Origin of the sequence: Devosia sp. SL43 (assembly GCF_021729885.1) — a bacterium.
GTDB lineage: Bacteria > Pseudomonadota > Alphaproteobacteria > Rhizobiales > Devosiaceae > Devosia.
This window is the reverse complement of record NZ_CP063401.1, coordinates 1,280,767-1,296,446: the sequence shown is the minus strand read 5'-3', so window position 1 is coordinate 1,296,446 and position 15,680 is coordinate 1,280,767. Positions and strand designations below refer to the sequence as shown.

General features: G+C 63.2%; 20 protein-coding genes. 4 read left to right on the top strand and 16 right to left on the bottom strand.

Features of this window, described 5'->3' with window-relative positions:
- Positions 1-2 precede the first annotated feature (2 nt).
- On the top strand, positions 3-2,012 hold the full coding sequence (gene glgX, locus IM737_RS06415) for a glycogen debranching protein GlgX (protein ID WP_236899090.1): 2,010 nt from the start codon (positions 3-5) through the stop codon (positions 2,010-2,012).
- Positions 2,009-2,743: a metallophosphoesterase gene (locus IM737_RS06410; protein WP_236899089.1), complete on the top strand. Its 735-nt coding sequence runs from the start codon at positions 2,009-2,011 to the stop codon at positions 2,741-2,743. Before glgX ends, IM737_RS06410 begins: the two co-directional genes overlap by 4 nt.
- On the opposite strand, the gene IM737_RS06405 is transcribed toward IM737_RS06410, so the two are convergent.
- A complete protein-coding gene (locus IM737_RS06405) occupies positions 2,740-3,201 on the bottom strand; it encodes a GNAT family N-acetyltransferase (protein ID WP_236899088.1) in 462 nt (153 codons plus the stop codon). The two genes, IM737_RS06410 and IM737_RS06405, sit on opposite strands and share 4 nt — an antisense overlap.
- Positions 3,202-3,409: 208 nt before the next feature.
- On the opposite strand from IM737_RS06405, the gene IM737_RS06400 reads away from it, so the two are divergent.
- Positions 3,410-3,832: a hypothetical protein gene (locus IM737_RS06400; protein WP_236899087.1), complete on the top strand. Its 423-nt coding sequence runs from the start codon at positions 3,410-3,412 to the stop codon at positions 3,830-3,832.
- Between the two features lie 96 nt (positions 3,833-3,928).
- Here IM737_RS06400 and ureG read toward each other — a convergent pair whose 3' ends face one another.
- The 11 genes from ureG to IM737_RS06345 all read right to left on the bottom strand — a co-directional run bounded on the left by ureG (position 3,929) and on the right by IM737_RS06345 (position 10,841).
- Positions 3,929-4,561 (bottom strand): urease accessory protein UreG, encoded by a 633-nt coding sequence (ureG, locus tag IM737_RS06395; protein WP_236899086.1) that lies wholly within the window; start codon positions 4,559-4,561, stop codon positions 3,929-3,931.
- Positions 4,558-4,989 (bottom strand): DUF3995 domain-containing protein, encoded by a 432-nt coding sequence (locus IM737_RS06390; protein WP_236899085.1) that lies wholly within the window; start codon positions 4,987-4,989, stop codon positions 4,558-4,560. The genes ureG and IM737_RS06390 overlap by 4 nt, the downstream gene beginning before the upstream one ends.
- A complete protein-coding gene (locus IM737_RS06385) occupies positions 4,986-5,648 on the bottom strand; it encodes an urease accessory protein UreF (protein WP_236899084.1) in 663 nt (220 codons plus the stop codon). The genes IM737_RS06390 and IM737_RS06385 overlap by 4 nt, the downstream gene beginning before the upstream one ends.
- The gene (locus tag IM737_RS06380; protein WP_236899083.1) at positions 5,645-6,109 is read right to left on the bottom strand and encodes an urease accessory protein UreE; all 465 of its coding nucleotides are present in this window, start codon (positions 6,107-6,109) and stop codon (positions 5,645-5,647) included. The genes IM737_RS06385 and IM737_RS06380 overlap by 4 nt, the downstream gene beginning before the upstream one ends.
- Positions 6,110-6,211: 102 nt before the next feature.
- Positions 6,212-6,598 (bottom strand): MliC family protein, encoded by a 387-nt coding sequence (locus IM737_RS06375; RefSeq protein WP_236899082.1) that lies wholly within the window; start codon positions 6,596-6,598, stop codon positions 6,212-6,214.
- 74 nt (positions 6,599-6,672) lie between these two features.
- Positions 6,673-7,122 (bottom strand): DUF4126 family protein, encoded by a 450-nt coding sequence (locus IM737_RS06370; protein ID WP_236899081.1) that lies wholly within the window; start codon positions 7,120-7,122, stop codon positions 6,673-6,675.
- Between the two features lie 122 nt (positions 7,123-7,244).
- A complete protein-coding gene (ureC, locus tag IM737_RS06365) occupies positions 7,245-8,954 on the bottom strand; it encodes an urease subunit alpha (protein WP_236899080.1) in 1,710 nt (569 codons plus the stop codon).
- A 12-nt stretch (positions 8,955-8,966) separates the two neighbouring features.
- Positions 8,967-9,362 carry a hypothetical protein gene (locus IM737_RS06360; RefSeq protein WP_236899079.1) on the bottom strand — a complete coding sequence of 132 codons (396 nt, stop codon included), beginning with the start codon at positions 9,360-9,362 and terminating at the stop codon, positions 8,967-8,969.
- Between the two features lie 47 nt (positions 9,363-9,409).
- The gene (locus IM737_RS06355; RefSeq protein WP_236899078.1) at positions 9,410-9,715 is read right to left on the bottom strand and encodes an urease subunit beta; all 306 of its coding nucleotides are present in this window, start codon (positions 9,713-9,715) and stop codon (positions 9,410-9,412) included.
- An 11-nt stretch (positions 9,716-9,726) separates the two neighbouring features.
- Complete coding sequence (locus IM737_RS06350; RefSeq protein WP_236899077.1) at positions 9,727-10,029, bottom strand: urease subunit gamma; 303 nt, start codon at positions 10,027-10,029, stop codon at positions 9,727-9,729.
- 8 nt (positions 10,030-10,037) lie between these two features.
- The gene (locus IM737_RS06345; RefSeq protein WP_236899076.1) at positions 10,038-10,841 is read right to left on the bottom strand and encodes an urease accessory protein UreD; all 804 of its coding nucleotides are present in this window, start codon (positions 10,839-10,841) and stop codon (positions 10,038-10,040) included.
- Positions 10,842-10,954: 113 nt separating this feature from the next.
- On the opposite strand from IM737_RS06345, the gene IM737_RS06340 reads away from it, so the two are divergent.
- Positions 10,955-11,293 carry a hypothetical protein gene (locus IM737_RS06340; RefSeq protein ID WP_236899075.1) on the top strand — a complete coding sequence of 113 codons (339 nt, stop codon included), beginning with the start codon at positions 10,955-10,957 and terminating at the stop codon, positions 11,291-11,293.
- A gap of 56 nt (positions 11,294-11,349) precedes the next feature.
- Here IM737_RS06340 and urtE read toward each other — a convergent pair whose 3' ends face one another.
- The 4 genes from urtE to urtB are packed head-to-tail and all read right to left on the bottom strand — an operon-like array spanning position 11,350 to position 15,618.
- Positions 11,350-12,054: an urea ABC transporter ATP-binding subunit UrtE gene (urtE, locus tag IM737_RS06335; RefSeq protein WP_236899074.1), complete on the bottom strand. Its 705-nt coding sequence runs from the start codon at positions 12,052-12,054 to the stop codon at positions 11,350-11,352.
- Positions 12,051-12,809, bottom strand: a complete 759-nt coding sequence (urtD, locus tag IM737_RS06330; RefSeq protein ID WP_236899073.1) for an urea ABC transporter ATP-binding protein UrtD — start codon at positions 12,807-12,809, stop codon at positions 12,051-12,053. Before urtD ends, urtE begins: the two co-directional genes overlap by 4 nt.
- Before the next feature lie 5 nt (positions 12,810-12,814).
- On the bottom strand, positions 12,815-13,990 hold the full coding sequence (urtC, locus tag IM737_RS06325; protein WP_236899072.1) for an urea ABC transporter permease subunit UrtC: 1,176 nt from the start codon (positions 13,988-13,990) through the stop codon (positions 12,815-12,817).
- The gene (gene urtB, locus IM737_RS06320) at positions 13,987-15,618 is read right to left on the bottom strand and encodes an urea ABC transporter permease subunit UrtB (RefSeq protein ID WP_442874174.1); all 1,632 of its coding nucleotides are present in this window, start codon (positions 15,616-15,618) and stop codon (positions 13,987-13,989) included. Before urtB ends, urtC begins: the two co-directional genes overlap by 4 nt.
- Positions 15,619-15,680 lie beyond the last annotated feature (62 nt).

Below are 15,680 nucleotides of genomic sequence, written 5' to 3'. Positions count from 1 at the left end.
CAATGAAACCTGCACTGGTCCCCAATGGGGGCAGTATCACCCATCTCGGCGCCATGCTGACCGAGATTGGCGTCAACTTTGCCGTCTATTCGGAAAGTGCCACCAATATCTGGGTGTCGATCTATGACGAACAGGATCAGGAGACCGATCGGTTCGAGCTGGATGTGCATAAGGACCATGTATGGGCCGGGCTTGTTGCAGGTCTGACCGCCGGTACGCGCTACGGGTTGCGGGCGGATGGTCCCTATGATCCGGACCAGGGTTATTTCTTCGATCCGATGAAGCTGCTGGTCGATCCCTATGCCAAGCGTCTGGACCGGGTGTTCGTGCGTTCGCCGCGCCTGCGGCTGGATCGTAAAGAGGCGGTGGATACTGCGCCGCTGATCCCCAAGGCAATCGTCGGCGACATGGGCAACGAAAACATCCTGCCGCGCAAGAAGGCGCCGGGCATGTTCTACGAGATGAATGTGCGCGGCTTCACGATGCGCCACCCCAGCGTGCAGGGGCCCTTGCGCGGCACTATTGCGGGGCTGACAACGCAGCGGGTTATCGACCATCTCAAGTTTATCGGTGTCGATACGCTGCAGCTGATGCCGACTGCGGCCTGGATCGACGAGGGGCATCTGCCGGTGCTCGGGCTGACCAATGCGTGGGGCTACAACCCGGTGGCCTATTCGGCGATCGACCCGAGGCTGGCGCCGCGCGGCCCGCAAGAGCTGCGCAACATGACCGATCTTTACCGCAAGAACGGCATCTCGGTGATCCTCGACGTGGTCTACAACCATACCGGCGAGAGCGATGCGAACGGGCCGATGCTGAGCCTGATGGGGCTCGACGCCAAGACCTATTACCGCTTCGTCGAGGTGGATGGAAAGCAGCACCTGGTCAACGATACCGGCACCGGCAATACGCTGCGCTGCGACCATCCGGCGACGCAGAGACTGGTGATCGACTCGCTGCGCTACTGGGTCGAGGAGATGGGCGTTTCCGGGTTCCGCTTCGATCTAGCTACTGTTCTGGGGCGCGATCCGGGGTTCAATCCCAATGCGGAAATGCTCAAGAAGATCAAAGCCGACCCGGTATTGAAGCAGTGCATTCTGGTTGCAGAACCGTGGGATCCAGGTCCGGGCGGCTACGCGCTGGGGCAGTTCGGCAAGGAATTTAGAGAGCACAACGACACGTTCCGCGACGATATCCGCGAATTCTGGCGGGGCGAACCTGGCAGGATTGGTGCGTTGGCGGGTAAGGTTGCTGGTTCGGCCGAGATCTTCAACTTCGCCGGGCGTAAGCCCAGCCATGGCGTCAACATGCTGGCGGTGCATGACGGGTTCACGTTGCGCGATCTCGTCAGCTACCAGGACAAGCACAACGAGGCCAATGGCGAGAACAATCGCGATGGTCATAGCCACAATGCCTCGTGGAACTGCGGCGTGGAAGGCGAGACCGACGACGAGGGCATCATCGCGGCGCGCAAGCGCGACGTGCGGGCGCTGCTGGCGACGTTGTTCCTGTCGCGTGGCGTGCCTTTGCTGCAGCAGGGTGACGAGATGTTCCGCACCCAGCGAGGCAACAACAATGCCTATGCGCAGGACAATGAGATTACCTGGCTTGATTGGGAACATGCCGATGGCGATCTGGTCGATTTCGTCGCGGCGCTGACCAAGTTCCGCAAGGCGCATCAGACGCTGACGCATGATCATTTTCTGACGGGGCAGGACAAGGCCGGCATTCGCGACGTTGTCTGGCTGCATCCGGATGGTCGGGAGATGAATGAGGCCGACTGGAACGATTCCAGCGGGTCGGTGCTCGGCATGCATCTGCGTCACAAGGACGATGAGATACTTGTCTGGTTCAATCGGCGCGTCGAGCCGGTCGTGGCGCGGCTGCCCGAAGGGGACTGGGCGGTTGGCGTGCTTTCAGACAACATGGCGACGGTGGTCCTTTCCGAGGCTACCGCGACGTTGACGCCGCGCTCGGTGGTGGCGCTGGTGCGGGCAACGGGCGGCGCATGATCGTAGCGCAGCTCAGCGATATCCATGCGGACGGGTCGAGCGATCGGCTCGACCGCCTGGATCGCGTGTTGCGCTGGCTGAGGCCGATGCGGCCAGAGGCGATCATCGTCAGTGGCGATCTGGCAGAGTACGACCACCGCAGCAGCTACCAGGCTGTTCATGAGCGGCTGGAGGCGACCGGATCGCCGTTCTACTTCGTGCCCGGCAATGTCGATGAGCATGACGACATGCGACGGGAATTCGGGGACCGGTTCAACTGGCCGGGAGACCAGAGGGCGCTCAATTGCAGCGGACGGGTCGGCGATCGCCTGCGGGTGGTTGGACTCGATGTGACGGTGGCGGGCGGACATCATGGCGATGTCGAGCCTGTGCTGGGTTGGCTTGCGACCGAACTCAATACTGGCGGGCCGCCGGCCCTGATCTTTCAGCACCAGCACCCGTTTCGATGCGGTATCGACGGCAAGGACGCCAATATGTGCCGGGGCGGCGAGGCGCTGACGCGGGTGATCGACGAGGCGCATGATCCTGTGGTGGCCTTGACCTGTGGGCATGTGCACCGGCCGATGTTCACGCGCTTTGCCGGGCGGCCGGCGACCATGTGTCCGTCAGTAACGCGGGCGAACAGGCTTCGGCTCGATGGAAAGGACCCCGAGATTTCCGATCCGCCGGGGCTGTTGCTGCACCACTTTGTCGATGACCGGCTGGTCAGCCATGTGGTGATGGTGGACTAGACTTCGACCATGCCCAGTCGCGCATAGAGCCGGCGGGCGGATGCTTCCTCGATCTGGACCTTGAGGTCGACTTGGGATGCGCCGCGCTCGGCGAAAAGCGTGAACGCGTGCCGCATCAGGGCCGCGCCGATGCCTCGACCGCGATGGCTTGGTGCAACGGCCAGATCCTTGATGAAGTTGGAGGTCCAGCACTGGACGAAACCGGCGACCTGACCGTCAGGTGTCAGGGCCGGGACGCAAAGCGCGGGATCGAACTCGGAATCGTGGATCAGGTTGCCGTGCCAATCGTCGAAGGGAGCCACCAGTCCGGGGAAGGCGGTGTCGACCAGCCGATGCAGGCGACGAGGATCGACGGCGTCAAAGCTGGCGGGAGCGACACCTTCGGGCCAGATGGGCAAGGCAAGAGGTGCGACGAGGTGCTTGCGCAGACGCAGCCAAGTCTGAGGATTCCCGCTCACGCCGCTACCTTTCCAAGGTTACGCTTCGGACATGTTTTGAAGCTTTCCACAATCCACGGCAAAGCCGAAATCATGCCCCGACAATTCCCAAAATCGCTCCAAAATCCGCCGCGAGCAGAGAGCGATATAGCACCCGTCGACGCGATGTCACGCCGATGACCGCTCGCAGAACCCTGCGGCCTAATCTCGTAATCGTTGGAGCTACCAAATGAAACCGATGCGCAACGTATCGGCGGCAGTGCTGCTCGCTGCCATTCTCGCCATCCCCAGCACGGCTGCCTTTGCGGCCACCAATGCGGATACCGCCAAACTGACTGTCGGCATCAAGTCCGAAATCGTGCCGGTGGCCAACCTGGTCGACATGATTGGCGTGTGGACCCAGGGTGACCTGGCGTTCCTCGACAAGGCGACCGGCGTCAAGACGTTCGACACCAAAGTGCTCTACCCGGCGGCCGACCAGGCCAAGATCGCTAGCGCGGAGACGGCCAAGGCCACGCAGCTGGGCAAGTTCCGTGATGCCATCCGAGCGGATTCGGCGCTCAGCGGATGGTTCTCCGCCAACCATATCGACATCAACAGGGTCGTCGCGGTGGCTGACCCGAACGGAAATCCGGAGATCTTCCTCTACTAGGGCGCACTGAACCGGGCCTTGCCAGCCCGCGCCCTGGCGCCCAGCCTGTCCCGAGCTGGGCCAATACGCCGGATCCGAAAGGGTCCGGCGTTTGCTTTATTCCGCAGCCTGCACTTCGACCAACCCACCGGCCTTTTCGATGAAGGCGATGATCTGGTCGAGGCTTTCGCGGCGCAGCAGGTCGGTGAAGACGTAGGGGCGACCGTCGCGGACCTTCTGCGTGTCGCTCTCCATCACCTCGAGGCTGGCTCCGACATAGGGGGCGAGGTCGGTATGGGTGATGATGAGGAGGTCGGAGCGGGAGATGGCGGGGCCGCCCTTGCGTGGGATCTTTTCGCCCTGGGCGACGGAGATCACGTAGAGGGTGATGTCGGCCAGGTCGGGGGAGAAGGTGGCTGCGAGATTGTCGCCGCCGCTCTCGATCAGGATGATGTCGAGGTCGGGGAATTTGCGGTTGAGGTCGTCGATGGCAGCGAGGTTCAGCGAGGCGTCCTCGCGGATGGCCGTGTGCGGGCACCCGCCGGTCTCGACGCCGACGATGCGATCTTCGGAAATGGCCTGCACCCGGGCGAGGATCAGCGCGTCCTCGCGGGTGTAGATGTCGTTGGTGACCACGGCCATGGAATAGCGGTCACGCATGGTCTTGAGCAGCATTTCGCAGAGCGTGGTCTTGCCGGAGCCGACGGGGCCGCCGATGCCGATGCGGAGGGGGCCGTTGGGAGATTTCATATCAGCCTCATGATGACGAGCGCGAGAAAGCCGGCGCCCAGGAACAGGCAGAGCGGGGAATAGACCCTGATGTCGTTGAGCCGGAAGTTCGGCTCAGGGGTCTTTTCGGCCCACCAGGGCGTGTAGCCGATAATGCCGCGAGCAAGGAACACTGCGGCAAAGGGCAGGCCCAGCAGGGTCAGCGGCAGGCCGCCGCTGGTATGGTCGGCGAGCGAGAGGGCGATGACGCCGGCGGCGAGGGTGGCGATGGAGACGGCGAATGAGGCCCAGCGCGGGGGCATGTGCTGGATATCGCGGAAGCCGACGACGGTCTGGGCTAGCAGCTTCTCTTCGCGGATGGGCCAGGTGCGGCCGATGGACCAGAGGAAATGCGCGGTGGAAACGGTCAGCAGGCCAATGAACATGAAGGCGGCGATGAGCATGCTCATGAGCGGAAGATTCTCGTGGTCAGGGTTTCGTGCGTCATCTGCGCAATATCCGCCGCGTAGGCCACCGCGCCAATATCGTCCAGTGCGGCATGCTGGCACAGCGTTGCCATGGACGCTATGGCCGGCTCCAGGGCGGCCAGGATGGCGAGGCCATCGGACTGCCCGATGGGGATGAGGCGAACGGCGACCGAGACCTGACTGTGGACCGTAGCCGTGAGGTAGCCGAGCAGGGTGGCTTCCAACGCGATGCCGTGGCCTGCGGCGATGGCGCCGACGGCGATGGGGTAGGGGCAGGGCTGCGGCAGGTTGGCGAGGACGGGCGTTGGCCAGGCTTTGGCGGCAGTGGCAAAGGCCGTGCCGGTGATGGTGGTTTCGTCGTGGCGTTCGCGGGCCGAGGTGAGGGCGAGGCAGAGGTCAGCGAGGTCCTGGAGCTGGGCCGGATCGGTCGCGGCGCGGTGGGCGTGCGACAGCAGGATGGCGTCGGTGCGCATGCTGCCATGGGACAGGTTGCCCTCGACCCATTGTTGGGTCGTGGCGCGATCATGCACCGTGCGAGCGACGATGGCGGCTTCGAGACCGGCGGACCAGGCGAAGGTGCCGACCGGAAAAGCCGGCGAGAGCCAGGTCAGCAGTTTTTGCAGGTCGGAGTTGGTACTCATCGGGCGAGCAGCGCGTGCCCGGGCTCGCCATGGCTGTGATAGGCGCCGTGTTCGGCAAAGAACGGCTCGGTGACGTTGGTCACACGGGCGCCGAGGCCTTCGAGCATGGTCTTGAGCACGTGGTCGCGCTTGATCAGGATGCGCTTGTCTTCGAGCTGGGCCGAGGTGTGGCGGTTGCCGATGTGCCAGGCGAGGCGGACGAGGTGTGCCGGGTTCTTGCCGCGAATTTCGAACAAGTCCTCGCTGGCTGCGACAATCTCGATCAGCCTGTTATCGTCGAGCAGCAGGGCGCCGTGGTGATCGAGCGTTATGGTCTGCGGAAAATCGACCATGACCTCCAGACCGCCCTTGGCGCGCAGCAGCTTGCGGCGCAGGCGGCGCTCGTCATGGGCGAGGGTGATGGAGTCGACGGGTTTGCCCTGGCCGTGATTGGCGGGCAGGTGCGAGACGGCACGCAGCATGAAGTGGTTCCTGGACGGACCCGGCGGTCAAAGGCTTCCCAACCTTGGGCGCACCATAGCCGGTCGGGCAGCGCTGTTGAAGAGCCTTAGGACCAATCGGTGCTAGGGCGTCTGGATGAATTCCGAGCAGGTGAGCACGGGATCGGCATCGTCGCCCAGGGTGACATCGTAGAGGCTGGCATCGATGCCCTGCGTCCACCAGACCCAATGGCCGGCGACGTAGCGCACGCCGGATGCCGAGACGACCGAGGCGAACACCAGGCGTTCCGGCTCGTCGACGATCGGCACCAGCGCCAGGAAATTGGGCGCGGCGTTGATGTAGACGACGTCGAAGGGTTCACCTTCGGAGCAATCGTAGAGCACGCTGCGGCGTTCGAAGTCGCGGCCCTGGCCGGTCAGATCGAGCTGAAGCGTGGCATCGACGGCGTGGGCGGTACCAGTGGCGAGCATGGTGATGAGGAGGGCGGCGGCAAGGCGCTTGGATGGCATGGCGTCAACTCCCTTGGTTTGGGCGATGGTGGCTCGCTCAAGCGGCAGAATTTGGATCAGATCATGTAACGGCATCACACCAGATAGACGATGAGAAGGGCGCCGGCCACGGCCACCACGTCTTCGATCAGCGCTGCAGGCAAGTCGCGGCCAAAGCTCTTGGCCAGGCGGCCGCGGATGTCGGCACCGAAATAGGTGCCGACCACGGCGCCGATAGCGCCCAGGATTGACCCGATGATCCAGCTTCCGGGGAGCAGGGCGCCAGCGAGCGCCCCCATGACAATACGTGTACCGAACTGCACAGGCACCTTGCGGCTGGGCGTATTGGGCAACTGGTCGCTGACCAGCTCGGCAATGGCGATGATGGTCAGGATTACGACGGTGATGATGTGGCCCAGGAATGCCACCTGGGTGCCCGTATAATCGATCCATCCGAGATAGGCGGCCCAACTGATGGCGGCGAGTGGCGTCATGGCCCGCAGACCCGCGATGACGCCGATGAGAAGCGCAAACACATAAAGCATGATGACGGCCCCTAAGATCGCGGCTGACACGCCGCGACCCAGTATTGGCGCTTATGGTGCTGGCCAACAAGGGCGATCAGATGGGGCGCAGCAGATAGTGTGTGCTGTACCGCGGTAGGGCGCTAGAACAGGAAGTAGCGTTGGGCCATGGGGAGGACGGTGGCGGGCTCGCACGTGAGCAATTCGCCATTGGCGCGGACCTCGTAGGTTTCGGGATCGACCTCGATATTAGGGGTCGCCCAATTGTGGATCATTGAGGCCTTCCCGATGCCGCTGCGGGTATTGCTGACGGGCAGCATACCCTTTTCAACGCCGAGTTTGTTGCGCAGGCCATCGTCATAGGCCGCCTGGGAGACGAAGGTGACCGATGAGGAGGTGCGCAGCTTGCCGAAGCTGGCGAACATGGGCCGGTAGTGCATCGGCTGCGGGGTGGGGATGGAGGCGTTGGGGTCGCCCATAGGGGCGGCAGCGATGGAGCCGCCGAGCAGCACCATTTCGGGCTTCACGCCGAAGAAGGCCGGGTTCCAGAGGACGAGGTCGGCGCGCTTGCCGACTTCGATGGAGCCGATATGCGCACTCATTCCGTGGGCGATGGCGGGGTTGATGGTGTATTTGGCGATGTAGCGTTTGACGCGGAAATTGTCGTTGTCGCCGGATTCTTCTGTCAGCTTGCCGCGCTGCTTCTTCATCTTGTCTGCTGTCTGCCAGCAGCGGATCAGCACTTCGCCGACGCGGCCCATGGCCTGGCTGTCGGACGAGATGATGGAGAGGGCGCCCATGTCGTGGAGGATATCCTCGGCAGCGATGGTTTCCTTGCGGATGCGGCTTTCGGCAAAGGCGACGTCCTCAGGGATCGAGGAGGACAGATGGTGGCAGACCATCAGCATGTCGAGATGCTCGGCGATGGTGTTGACCGTGTAGGGCCGCGTCGGGTTGGTCGAAGAAGGGATGACGTTGGGCAGGCCCGCGACGCGCAGGATGTCGGGGGCGTGCCCACCACCGGCGCCTTCGGTGTGGAAGGCGTGGATGGTGCGCCCCTTGAAGGCGGCAATGGTGTCTTCGACGAAGCCACTTTCGTTGAGCGTGTCGGTGTGGATCATCACCTGCACGTCATAGTCGTCGGCGACTGATAGGCAATTGTCGATAGTGGCCGGGGTGGTACCCCAATCCTCGTGCAGCTTGAGGCAGGAGGCGCCGGCCAGGATCATTTCGGCGAGCGGGGCCGGGAGCGAGGCATTGCCCTTGCCGGCTAGCGCCAGGTTCATCGGGAAGCCGTCGAAGCTCTCGATCATGCGCTGGATGTGCCAGGCGCCGGTGCAGGTGGTGGCCAGCGTGCCGTGGGCGGGGCCGGAGCCACCGCCGAGCATGGTGGTGACGCCTGACATCAGCGCCTCCTCGATCTGCTGGGGGCAGATGAAATGGATGTGGGCGTCGAAGGCGCCTGCGGTCAGGATACGGCCCTCGCCAGCGATGACCTCGCTGGAGGGGCCGATGATGATGTCGACGCCGGGTTGAGTGTCAGGATTGCCGGCCTTGCCGATCGCGGCGATACGACCGTCCTTGAGACCCACATCGGCCTTGTAGATGCCGGTGTGATCGACGATCAGCGCATTGGTGATGACAGTGTCGACGGCGCCTTCGGCGCGGGTGCGCTGGGACTGCCCCATGCCGTCGCGGATGACCTTGCCGCCGCCGAACTTCACCTCCTCGCCATAGGTGGTGAAATCCCGCTCGACCTCGATGAACAGCTCAGTATCGGCCAGGCGCACCTTATCGCCCGTGGTGGGACCATACATGTCGGCATAGGTGGCGCGGGAGATACGAGCGGGCATGGATGGCTCCGGCTAGTTGAGCTTGGATGGGGTTGAGTGCTTACGGAAATTTGCGAGGGCGGCGTCGATGAGCGTATCGAGCAATTGCTCGCCTGGGCGAATGTCGGGATCGGCCTGCGTGCGGGCGACGAGCGACAGGGCCAGAGCCTGAATGGCGTAGGCAGCCTTGTGCTGGCCTTCGGCCACGAACTTGTTGCCTTCGATGCGGCATTGTTCGAGCAGGCGGTTGAAGTCGGTCATCGAAATGGCCTGCTTCATGGTCGACCAAGTGGGCTTGCCCGCCATGTCACAAATGCGGGCCGCGCCTGAGCCGAGCAGGAACATTGCTTCGCCGTCGTCGCGACCATTGCTGTCGAGGTCGGCGAGAACGGCGACAAGGCGCTGCTTGAATTCGGTTTCTTTGGTCATGGCGTTTCCGGAGGCTGGATAATGTGGCGCCTCCTTTACAGCCGAAATCACAGCTTGCCCATGATCTGCTGGCGGAAACCGTGGACGACGCGGTCGCCGCCAAACGGGATCAGGCGGACCTCGCGGGTCTGGCCAGGTTCGAAGCGCACAGCGGTTCCGGCGGCGATATCGAGGCGCATGCCGCGCGTTGCCTCGCGGTCGAAGCGCAGGCCGGCATTGGTTTCAAAGAAGTGGTAATGCGAGCCGACCTGGATCGGACGGTCGCCGGTATTGGCGACTTCGATGGTGATCTGGGGGGCGCCGGCGTTGAGTTCGATCTCACCGGTTTTGGGGATGATTTCGCCTGGGATCATGGTGCGGCTCCTCAGCGGATGGGCTGGTGGACGGTCACCAGCTTGGTGCCGTCGGGGAAGGTTGCTTCGACCTGGACGTCGTGGATCATTTCGGCAATGCCTTCCATGACCTGGGCGCGCGTGATCACGTGGGCACCGGCCTCCATCAGCTCGGCGACCGGGCGACCATCGCGGGCGCCTTCGACGACGAAGTCGGTGATGAGGGCGATGGCCTCGGGGTGGTTGAGCTTGACGCCGCGCTCGAGGCGCTTGCGGGCCACGATGGCAGCCATCGCTATCAGCAGTTTGTCTTTTTCACGCGGGGTCAGGTTCATGGCAGGTCCTATAGATGCCAGAGGCGTGGCAGGGCGCCGGCGCCGGAAAGCTCGGCAAGAATTGGAACGATCAGGCGGCGCAGCGCAAGCCCCGTCTGCGCCAATGCGCGGACAATGAGGCGTTCGCCGTTGGCGCTGGCGGCAATGCGGCCATCGGCCGGCAGCAGGGCCCGGACCTGGGCAAGGCGGGTGGCGCAGGCGTCAGCATCGGGCGCAACATGCAGGATGGTGGCGAAGGCGCGCTTGCCGGCCAGGAGAGACAGTCCCGAACGCTCGGAGGCAGTACCATCGAGCCTGGTGGCTTCGGCATGCAACAGGTGGCCGTTGCGGCGGACGCGCCAGTTGTCGCGCAAGCGTGCGTCGAGCGCCTCCTCGCCCATGGCGTCGCGGCCGAGCAGGACGGCCTCAATGGCGGTGAGGCTGGCGCCTTCGGCCAGGTCGATGTCGATACGGCGATCGAGCTGGCTTGCGGCGAAAAGAATGGTTTCCTGCGGCAGCCAATCGAGGTGGGCGTGGGCGCCAACCGCGAGACGGGTTTCGACGCGCGCTGGGCCGCCGATGGAGCGGTAGATGCGTTCACACGCTTGTGTGGTGAGGACGGCGCGGCCATGCCGGGCGATTTCAGCGCGCCATTGCATGTGGTCGTCGCCGGTCAGGCCGCCCGCGGTGTTGATCAAGACCGCCTCAAGCGCGCTGCTATGTGTATGGGGCAGACGGATTTTGGCGCAGCCGTCCTGATAGAGCGTGTCGAGATGGGTAGTGCCGTCGCGCTGTTTGGTTGTGACGCCACCCTGCCCGCGAGCGCGTTGCATTACCGTCGCGGGAATATCGTCGGACCGGAGATGTGTAGCAACGAATTTCAAAGTGCGGCGTTTCCTATTCGAGCAAACGCTCTTTCATAGAGATTTTTCAGAAGGCCAAGAAAATGCACGTTAAATCCATTGTTTCCGCCATCGCCCTTTCTGCCGCTCTCGCCCTGAGCGGCCCCGCATTTGCCCAGACCATGTTCAATGGTGCCGAGCTTTCCGAGGCCGATCTGCCGGCCGTGACCGAGCGCTGCGAGCAGCTGGTGACAGCTGCTGAAACCGAGAGCCTGACCGAATCGTCGGATAGCTCGGAAGACTCTACCGCTGGCGGCGCTGATGCGACCATCGTCGATGCACCCGCCGTGAACGAAGTCGAGGAAGCCACAACCACGATCGATCTCGACACCGTCACGCTTGAGCAGTGCACGGAAGCCGGTATCCCGGCTCCTGCCATGTAACAATCGGTTCATTCCGATCTGATCCTGACGCCCGGCCTCGTGCCGGGCGTTTTCGTTTATACCATGAGGTGGCGGCGGACTTCGGGCAGGTCGAGATCGCTGGCGGGACCAGCATGCTGGATTTCGCCACGGTCCATCACGTAGATGTCGTCGGCGATTTCGCGGCAGAAGTCGAGGAACTGTTCGACCAGCAGGATGGTCATACCCTTCTCGTCGCGCAGGAACTGTAGAGCGCGCCCGATATCCTTGATGATGGACGGCTGGATTCCCTCGGTAGGCTCATCGAGCACCAGGACCTTGGGTCGGGTGACCAGCGCGCGCCCGATGGCGAGCTGCTGCTGCTGGCCCCCCGAGAGGTCACCGCCACGCCGGCCCAGCATGGACTTCAGCACGGGGAATAGCTCGAAGATGTAGGGCGGAATGTTCTTGTCGGCGCGCGGCAAGCCGGCATAGCCGGTTTCGAGGTTTTCCTTGACCGTGAGCAGCGGGAAAATCTCGCGGCCCTGCGGCACGTAGCCGATGCCCATGCGGGCGCGCTTGTAGGGCGGGGACTTCTTCAGCAGTTCCTCGCCAAACTTGATGTCGCCAGCGGTGATGTTGTTGACGCCGGTGATTGCGCGGAGGGTTGAGGACTTACCGACGCCGTTGCGGCCGAGCACGGCGGTGATGCGGCCGGGCTTGCATTCGATGGATACCGATTTGAGCGCCTGGGCTGCGCCGTAGTGCAGGTCGATGGCGTTGATGGAGAGGGCGGTGCTCATCGTCCCAGATACCTTTCGATGACGACCGGGTTGGCGCTGACCTGATCGAGGCTACCTTCGGCGAGGACTGAGCCTTCTGCGAGGCAGGTGACTCGGGCGCCCAGTTCGCGGACAAAGCTCATATCGTGTTCGACGACGACCACCGACCGCGTCTTGGCAATGTCCTTGAGCAGCTTGGCGGTTTCGACGGTTTCGGCATCGGTCATGCCGGCGACGGGTTCGTCGACCAGCAAGAGCTTCGGGTCCTGGGCCAGCAGCATGCCGATTTCGAGCCACTGCTTCTGGCCGTGGCTGAGATTGGCGGCATAGTCGTCCTTGCGGGCGATAAGGCGGACGGTTTCGAGGATTTCGGTGATACGGGCGATGTCGGCATCGTCAGCGACATAAAACAGGGCGGCGAAGACGCCGCGCGGCTTCTTCAGCGCCATCTCGATATTGTCCCAGACGGTGTGGGACTCGAACACCGTGGGCTTCTGGAATTTGCGGCCGATACCCAGATTGGCAATGGCGGCTTCGTCGAGCTTGGTGAGATCGGTGCGGCCATCGAACAGAACTTGGCCATCATTGGGGCGGGTCTTGCCGGTGATGATATCCATCATGGTGGTCTTGCCGGCGCCGTTGGGGCCGATGATGGCGAGCATTTCGGCCGGATGCACGATGATGGAGAGGTTGTTGATGGCCTTGAAGCCGTCGAAGGCGACCGAGACGCCGTCGAGGTAAAGCATGGTGCCGAGCTTATCCTTGGCTTCGCTCATGGCCTCTACTCCGCCGGCTTGGGTTGGGGATCGACGCCGGCTTCGACCTGCTTGGGCGTAGGCTCGCCGCGATCATGCTGTTCGCGCTTGGTGGTCGCGGCACGGTACTGGCCGATGAGACCGACAATGCCCTTGGGCAGGAACAGCGTGGTCACGACGAAGAGTGCGCCGAGGGCGAAGAGCCAGTATTCGGGGAAAGCACCAGTGAAGTAGGACTTGCCCACATTGACGAGGATGCCCCCGATGATCGGTCCGATGATGGTGCCGCGGCCGCCAACGGCAGTCCAGATGACCACTTCGATAGAATTGGCCGGATCGAATTCGGAGGGGTTGATGATGCCAACCTGCGGCACGTAGAGCGCGCCAGCGATGCCGGCGATGATGGCGGAAACGACGAAGGCGAAGAGTTTCACATATTCGACGCGGTAGCCGATAAAGCGGGTGCGGCTTTCGGCATCGCGGACGGCGATCATGACCTTGCCCAGCTTGGAATTGACGATCATCGAGCAGGCTAGAACGGCGAGCGCCAGGGCTATGGCCGAGGCCGCAAAGAGGGCGGCGCGGGTGCCGGGGGCGGAGATGGACTGGCCCAGGATGTCCTTGAAATCGGTCAGGCCATTGTTGCCACCAAAGCCCATGTCGTTGCGGAAGAAGGCGAGCAGCAGGGCGTAGGTCATGGCCTGGGTGATGATCGACAAGTAAACGCCGGTGACGCGACTGCGGAAGGCGAGGAAGCCGAAGACGAAGGCGAGCAGGCCGGGGACGACGACCACCGCAACCATGGCCACCCAGAAGTTGTCCATGCCGAGCCAGTACCAGGGCAGTTCCTTCCAGTTCAGGAAGACCATGAAATCGGGCAGGATCGGGTTGGCATAGACGCCGCGGGTGCCGATCTGGCGCATGAGATACATGCCCATGGCATAGCCGCCGATGGCGAAGAAGGCGCCATGGCCGAGCGAGAGAATGCCGCAATAGCCCCACACCAGATCGAGCGCCAAGGCCAGCATGGCGTAGGTCAGGTATTTGCCAAACAGGGGCACGGCGTAGTTCGGCAAACGCAGCGGGTGGCCGTCCGGCAGCATCAGGTTGGACATCGGCACGGCGATGGCAACGATCAGCAGGATCGCGACGATCCAGATAGCCTTCTTGTCGAGGGCGCGGAACAGAGCTTGCGTAATCATGCTTCGATCGAGCGTCCCTTGAGCGCAAAGAGGCCGCGGGGACGGCGCTGGATGAACAGGATGATGAGGACCAGGATGATGATCTTGCCCAGCACCGCTCCGGCATAGGGCTCGATGAACTTGTTGGCGATGCCGAGGGTCAGGGCGCCGACAAAGGTGCCCCAGAGATTGCCCACGCCGCCGAAGACCACGACCATGAAGCTATCAATGATGTAGCCCTGACCCAGGTTGGGCGAGACGTTGCCGATCTGGCTCAGCGCCACGCCGGCAAGGCCTGCAATGCCGGAACCTAGGCCGAAGGTCATGGCATCGACCAGGGGCGTGCGGATGCCCATGGCGGAGGCCATTCGGCGGTTCTGCGTAACGGCGCGCATATGCAGGCCAATGGCGGTGTATTTCAGCACCATCAACAGCGCCAGGAACACCATCACCGCAAAGATGACGATGTAGAAGCGGTTCCAGGTGATGGCAAGACCGCCCAGATCGAAGGAGCCGGACATCCAGGTGGGGTTGCCGACCTCGCGGATATTGGCGGTGAAGATGCGCTGGATGCCCTGCTGGATGATCAGCGATAGACCCCAGGTGGCGAGCAAGGTTTCGAGGGGACGGCCATAGAGGAAGCGGATGATGCCGCGCTCGATGATGACGCCAACGAGGCCCGTGAAGAGGAAGGCCAGAGGCAGGGCGATGGCCAGCGACCAGTCGAACAGTTCCGGTGCATTCTGGCGGATAATCTCCTGCACCACGAAGGTGGTGTAGGCACCCAGCATCACCATTTCGCCGTGGGCCATGTTGATGACCCCCATCACGCCGAAGGTGATGGCGAGGCCGATAGCCGCGAGCAGCAGCACCGAGCCGAGAGAGACACCGAACCAGACGTTCTGCGCTACGTCCCAGACGGCGCGATCGCGGGCGAGACCATCGATGGCGGACTGGATGAGCGGCTTCACCTCTTCGGGGGCCGTGTTGAGCGCTGTGGTCAGCATGTTAAGCGCGTCGCGTCCGCCGATGGCCTGGGCGACCGGTATGGCGGCACGCCATTCCTCGATGGATGCCTCAGGAGTCTTGACGATGATCGCAGCGCGCGCCTGCTCCATAATGCGCCGGATGTTGGCGTCGGTTTCGGCCGCTATCGCGCTATCGAGCAGTTCCAGTTGGGCCGGGTCGGCGTCGCGCAGGATGGATTGGGCGGCGAAGAGGCGGACGCCGCTATCCTCGCTCAGCAGGGTCATCTGGCCGATGGCGGTCCGGATGGTGCGACGCAGGCCGTTGTTGACGCGGACCTTCTCGAGATTCTCGTCGGTCAAGGTGAGTTCGGTCGCCGTTACCGGGTCCGTCAGCGTGCCTTTGCCTGAAGGTTCGGAGGTGAAGACCACCTTTCCGCTGGGCTCATCAAAATAGAGTTCGCCTTCGAGCAGGGTTTCGAGGATGGGGACGACGCGTTGATCGCCGGTGGCGACGAGGACGCCAATGGCGGCTTCGCGATCCCTGTAGTTGCCGGGAGCCAGGGCATCGACCAGAGGCGACAGGTCGGCGTCGGCGATCTGGGCGTGGGCCGGTACGGCGATACCAAGGAGAAGGACAAGGAAGAGCGCAATGCGCTGGAGGAACTGAATTGCGTTCATCATTGGCCTCGGCGTTTGGTCGGGTCGTCGGACGAAGGCGCGAGCGCCTTCGTCCAATTCGGAGG

Bases quoted from the DNA above. Each gene is read 5' to 3' on its own strand.
- glgX (WP_236899090.1), top strand. From the start codon at position 3: ATGAAACCTGCACTGGTCCCCAATGGGGGCAGTATCACCCATCTCGGC.
- IM737_RS06410 (WP_236899089.1), top strand. From the start codon at position 2,009: ATGATCGTAGCGCAGCTCAGCGATATCCATGCGGACGGGTCGAGCGAT.
- IM737_RS06400 (WP_236899087.1), top strand. From the start codon at position 3,410: ATGAAACCGATGCGCAACGTATCGGCGGCAGTGCTGCTCGCTGCCATT.
- ureG (WP_236899086.1), bottom strand. From the start codon at position 4,561: ATGAAATCTCCCAACGGCCCCCTCCGCATCGGCATCGGCGGCCCCGTC.
- IM737_RS06390 (WP_236899085.1), bottom strand. From the start codon at position 4,989: ATGAGCATGCTCATCGCCGCCTTCATGTTCATTGGCCTGCTGACCGTT.
- IM737_RS06385 (WP_236899084.1), bottom strand. From the start codon at position 5,648: ATGAGTACCAACTCCGACCTGCAAAAACTGCTGACCTGGCTCTCGCCG.
- IM737_RS06380 (WP_236899083.1), bottom strand. From the start codon at position 6,109: ATGCTGCGTGCCGTCTCGCACCTGCCCGCCAATCACGGCCAGGGCAAA.
- IM737_RS06375 (WP_236899082.1), bottom strand. From the start codon at position 6,598: ATGCCATCCAAGCGCCTTGCCGCCGCCCTCCTCATCACCATGCTCGCC.
- IM737_RS06370 (WP_236899081.1), bottom strand. From the start codon at position 7,122: ATGCTTTATGTGTTTGCGCTTCTCATCGGCGTCATCGCGGGTCTGCGG.
- ureC (WP_236899080.1), bottom strand. From the start codon at position 8,954: ATGCCCGCTCGTATCTCCCGCGCCACCTATGCCGACATGTATGGTCCC.
- IM737_RS06360 (WP_236899079.1), bottom strand. From the start codon at position 9,362: ATGACCAAAGAAACCGAATTCAAGCAGCGCCTTGTCGCCGTTCTCGCC.
- IM737_RS06355 (WP_236899078.1), bottom strand. From the start codon at position 9,715: ATGATCCCAGGCGAAATCATCCCCAAAACCGGTGAGATCGAACTCAAC.
- IM737_RS06350 (WP_236899077.1), bottom strand. From the start codon at position 10,029: ATGAACCTGACCCCGCGTGAAAAAGACAAACTGCTGATAGCGATGGCT.
- IM737_RS06345 (WP_236899076.1), bottom strand. From the start codon at position 10,841: ATGCAACGCGCTCGCGGGCAGGGTGGCGTCACAACCAAACAGCGCGAC.
- IM737_RS06340 (WP_236899075.1), top strand. From the start codon at position 10,955: ATGCACGTTAAATCCATTGTTTCCGCCATCGCCCTTTCTGCCGCTCTC.
- urtE (WP_236899074.1), bottom strand. From the start codon at position 12,054: ATGAGCACCGCCCTCTCCATCAACGCCATCGACCTGCACTACGGCGCA.
- urtD (WP_236899073.1), bottom strand. From the start codon at position 12,809: ATGAGCGAAGCCAAGGATAAGCTCGGCACCATGCTTTACCTCGACGGC.
- urtC (WP_236899072.1), bottom strand. From the start codon at position 13,990: ATGATTACGCAAGCTCTGTTCCGCGCCCTCGACAAGAAGGCTATCTGG.
- urtB (WP_442874174.1), bottom strand. From the start codon at position 15,618: ATGATGAACGCAATTCAGTTCCTCCAGCGCATTGCGCTCTTCCTTGTC.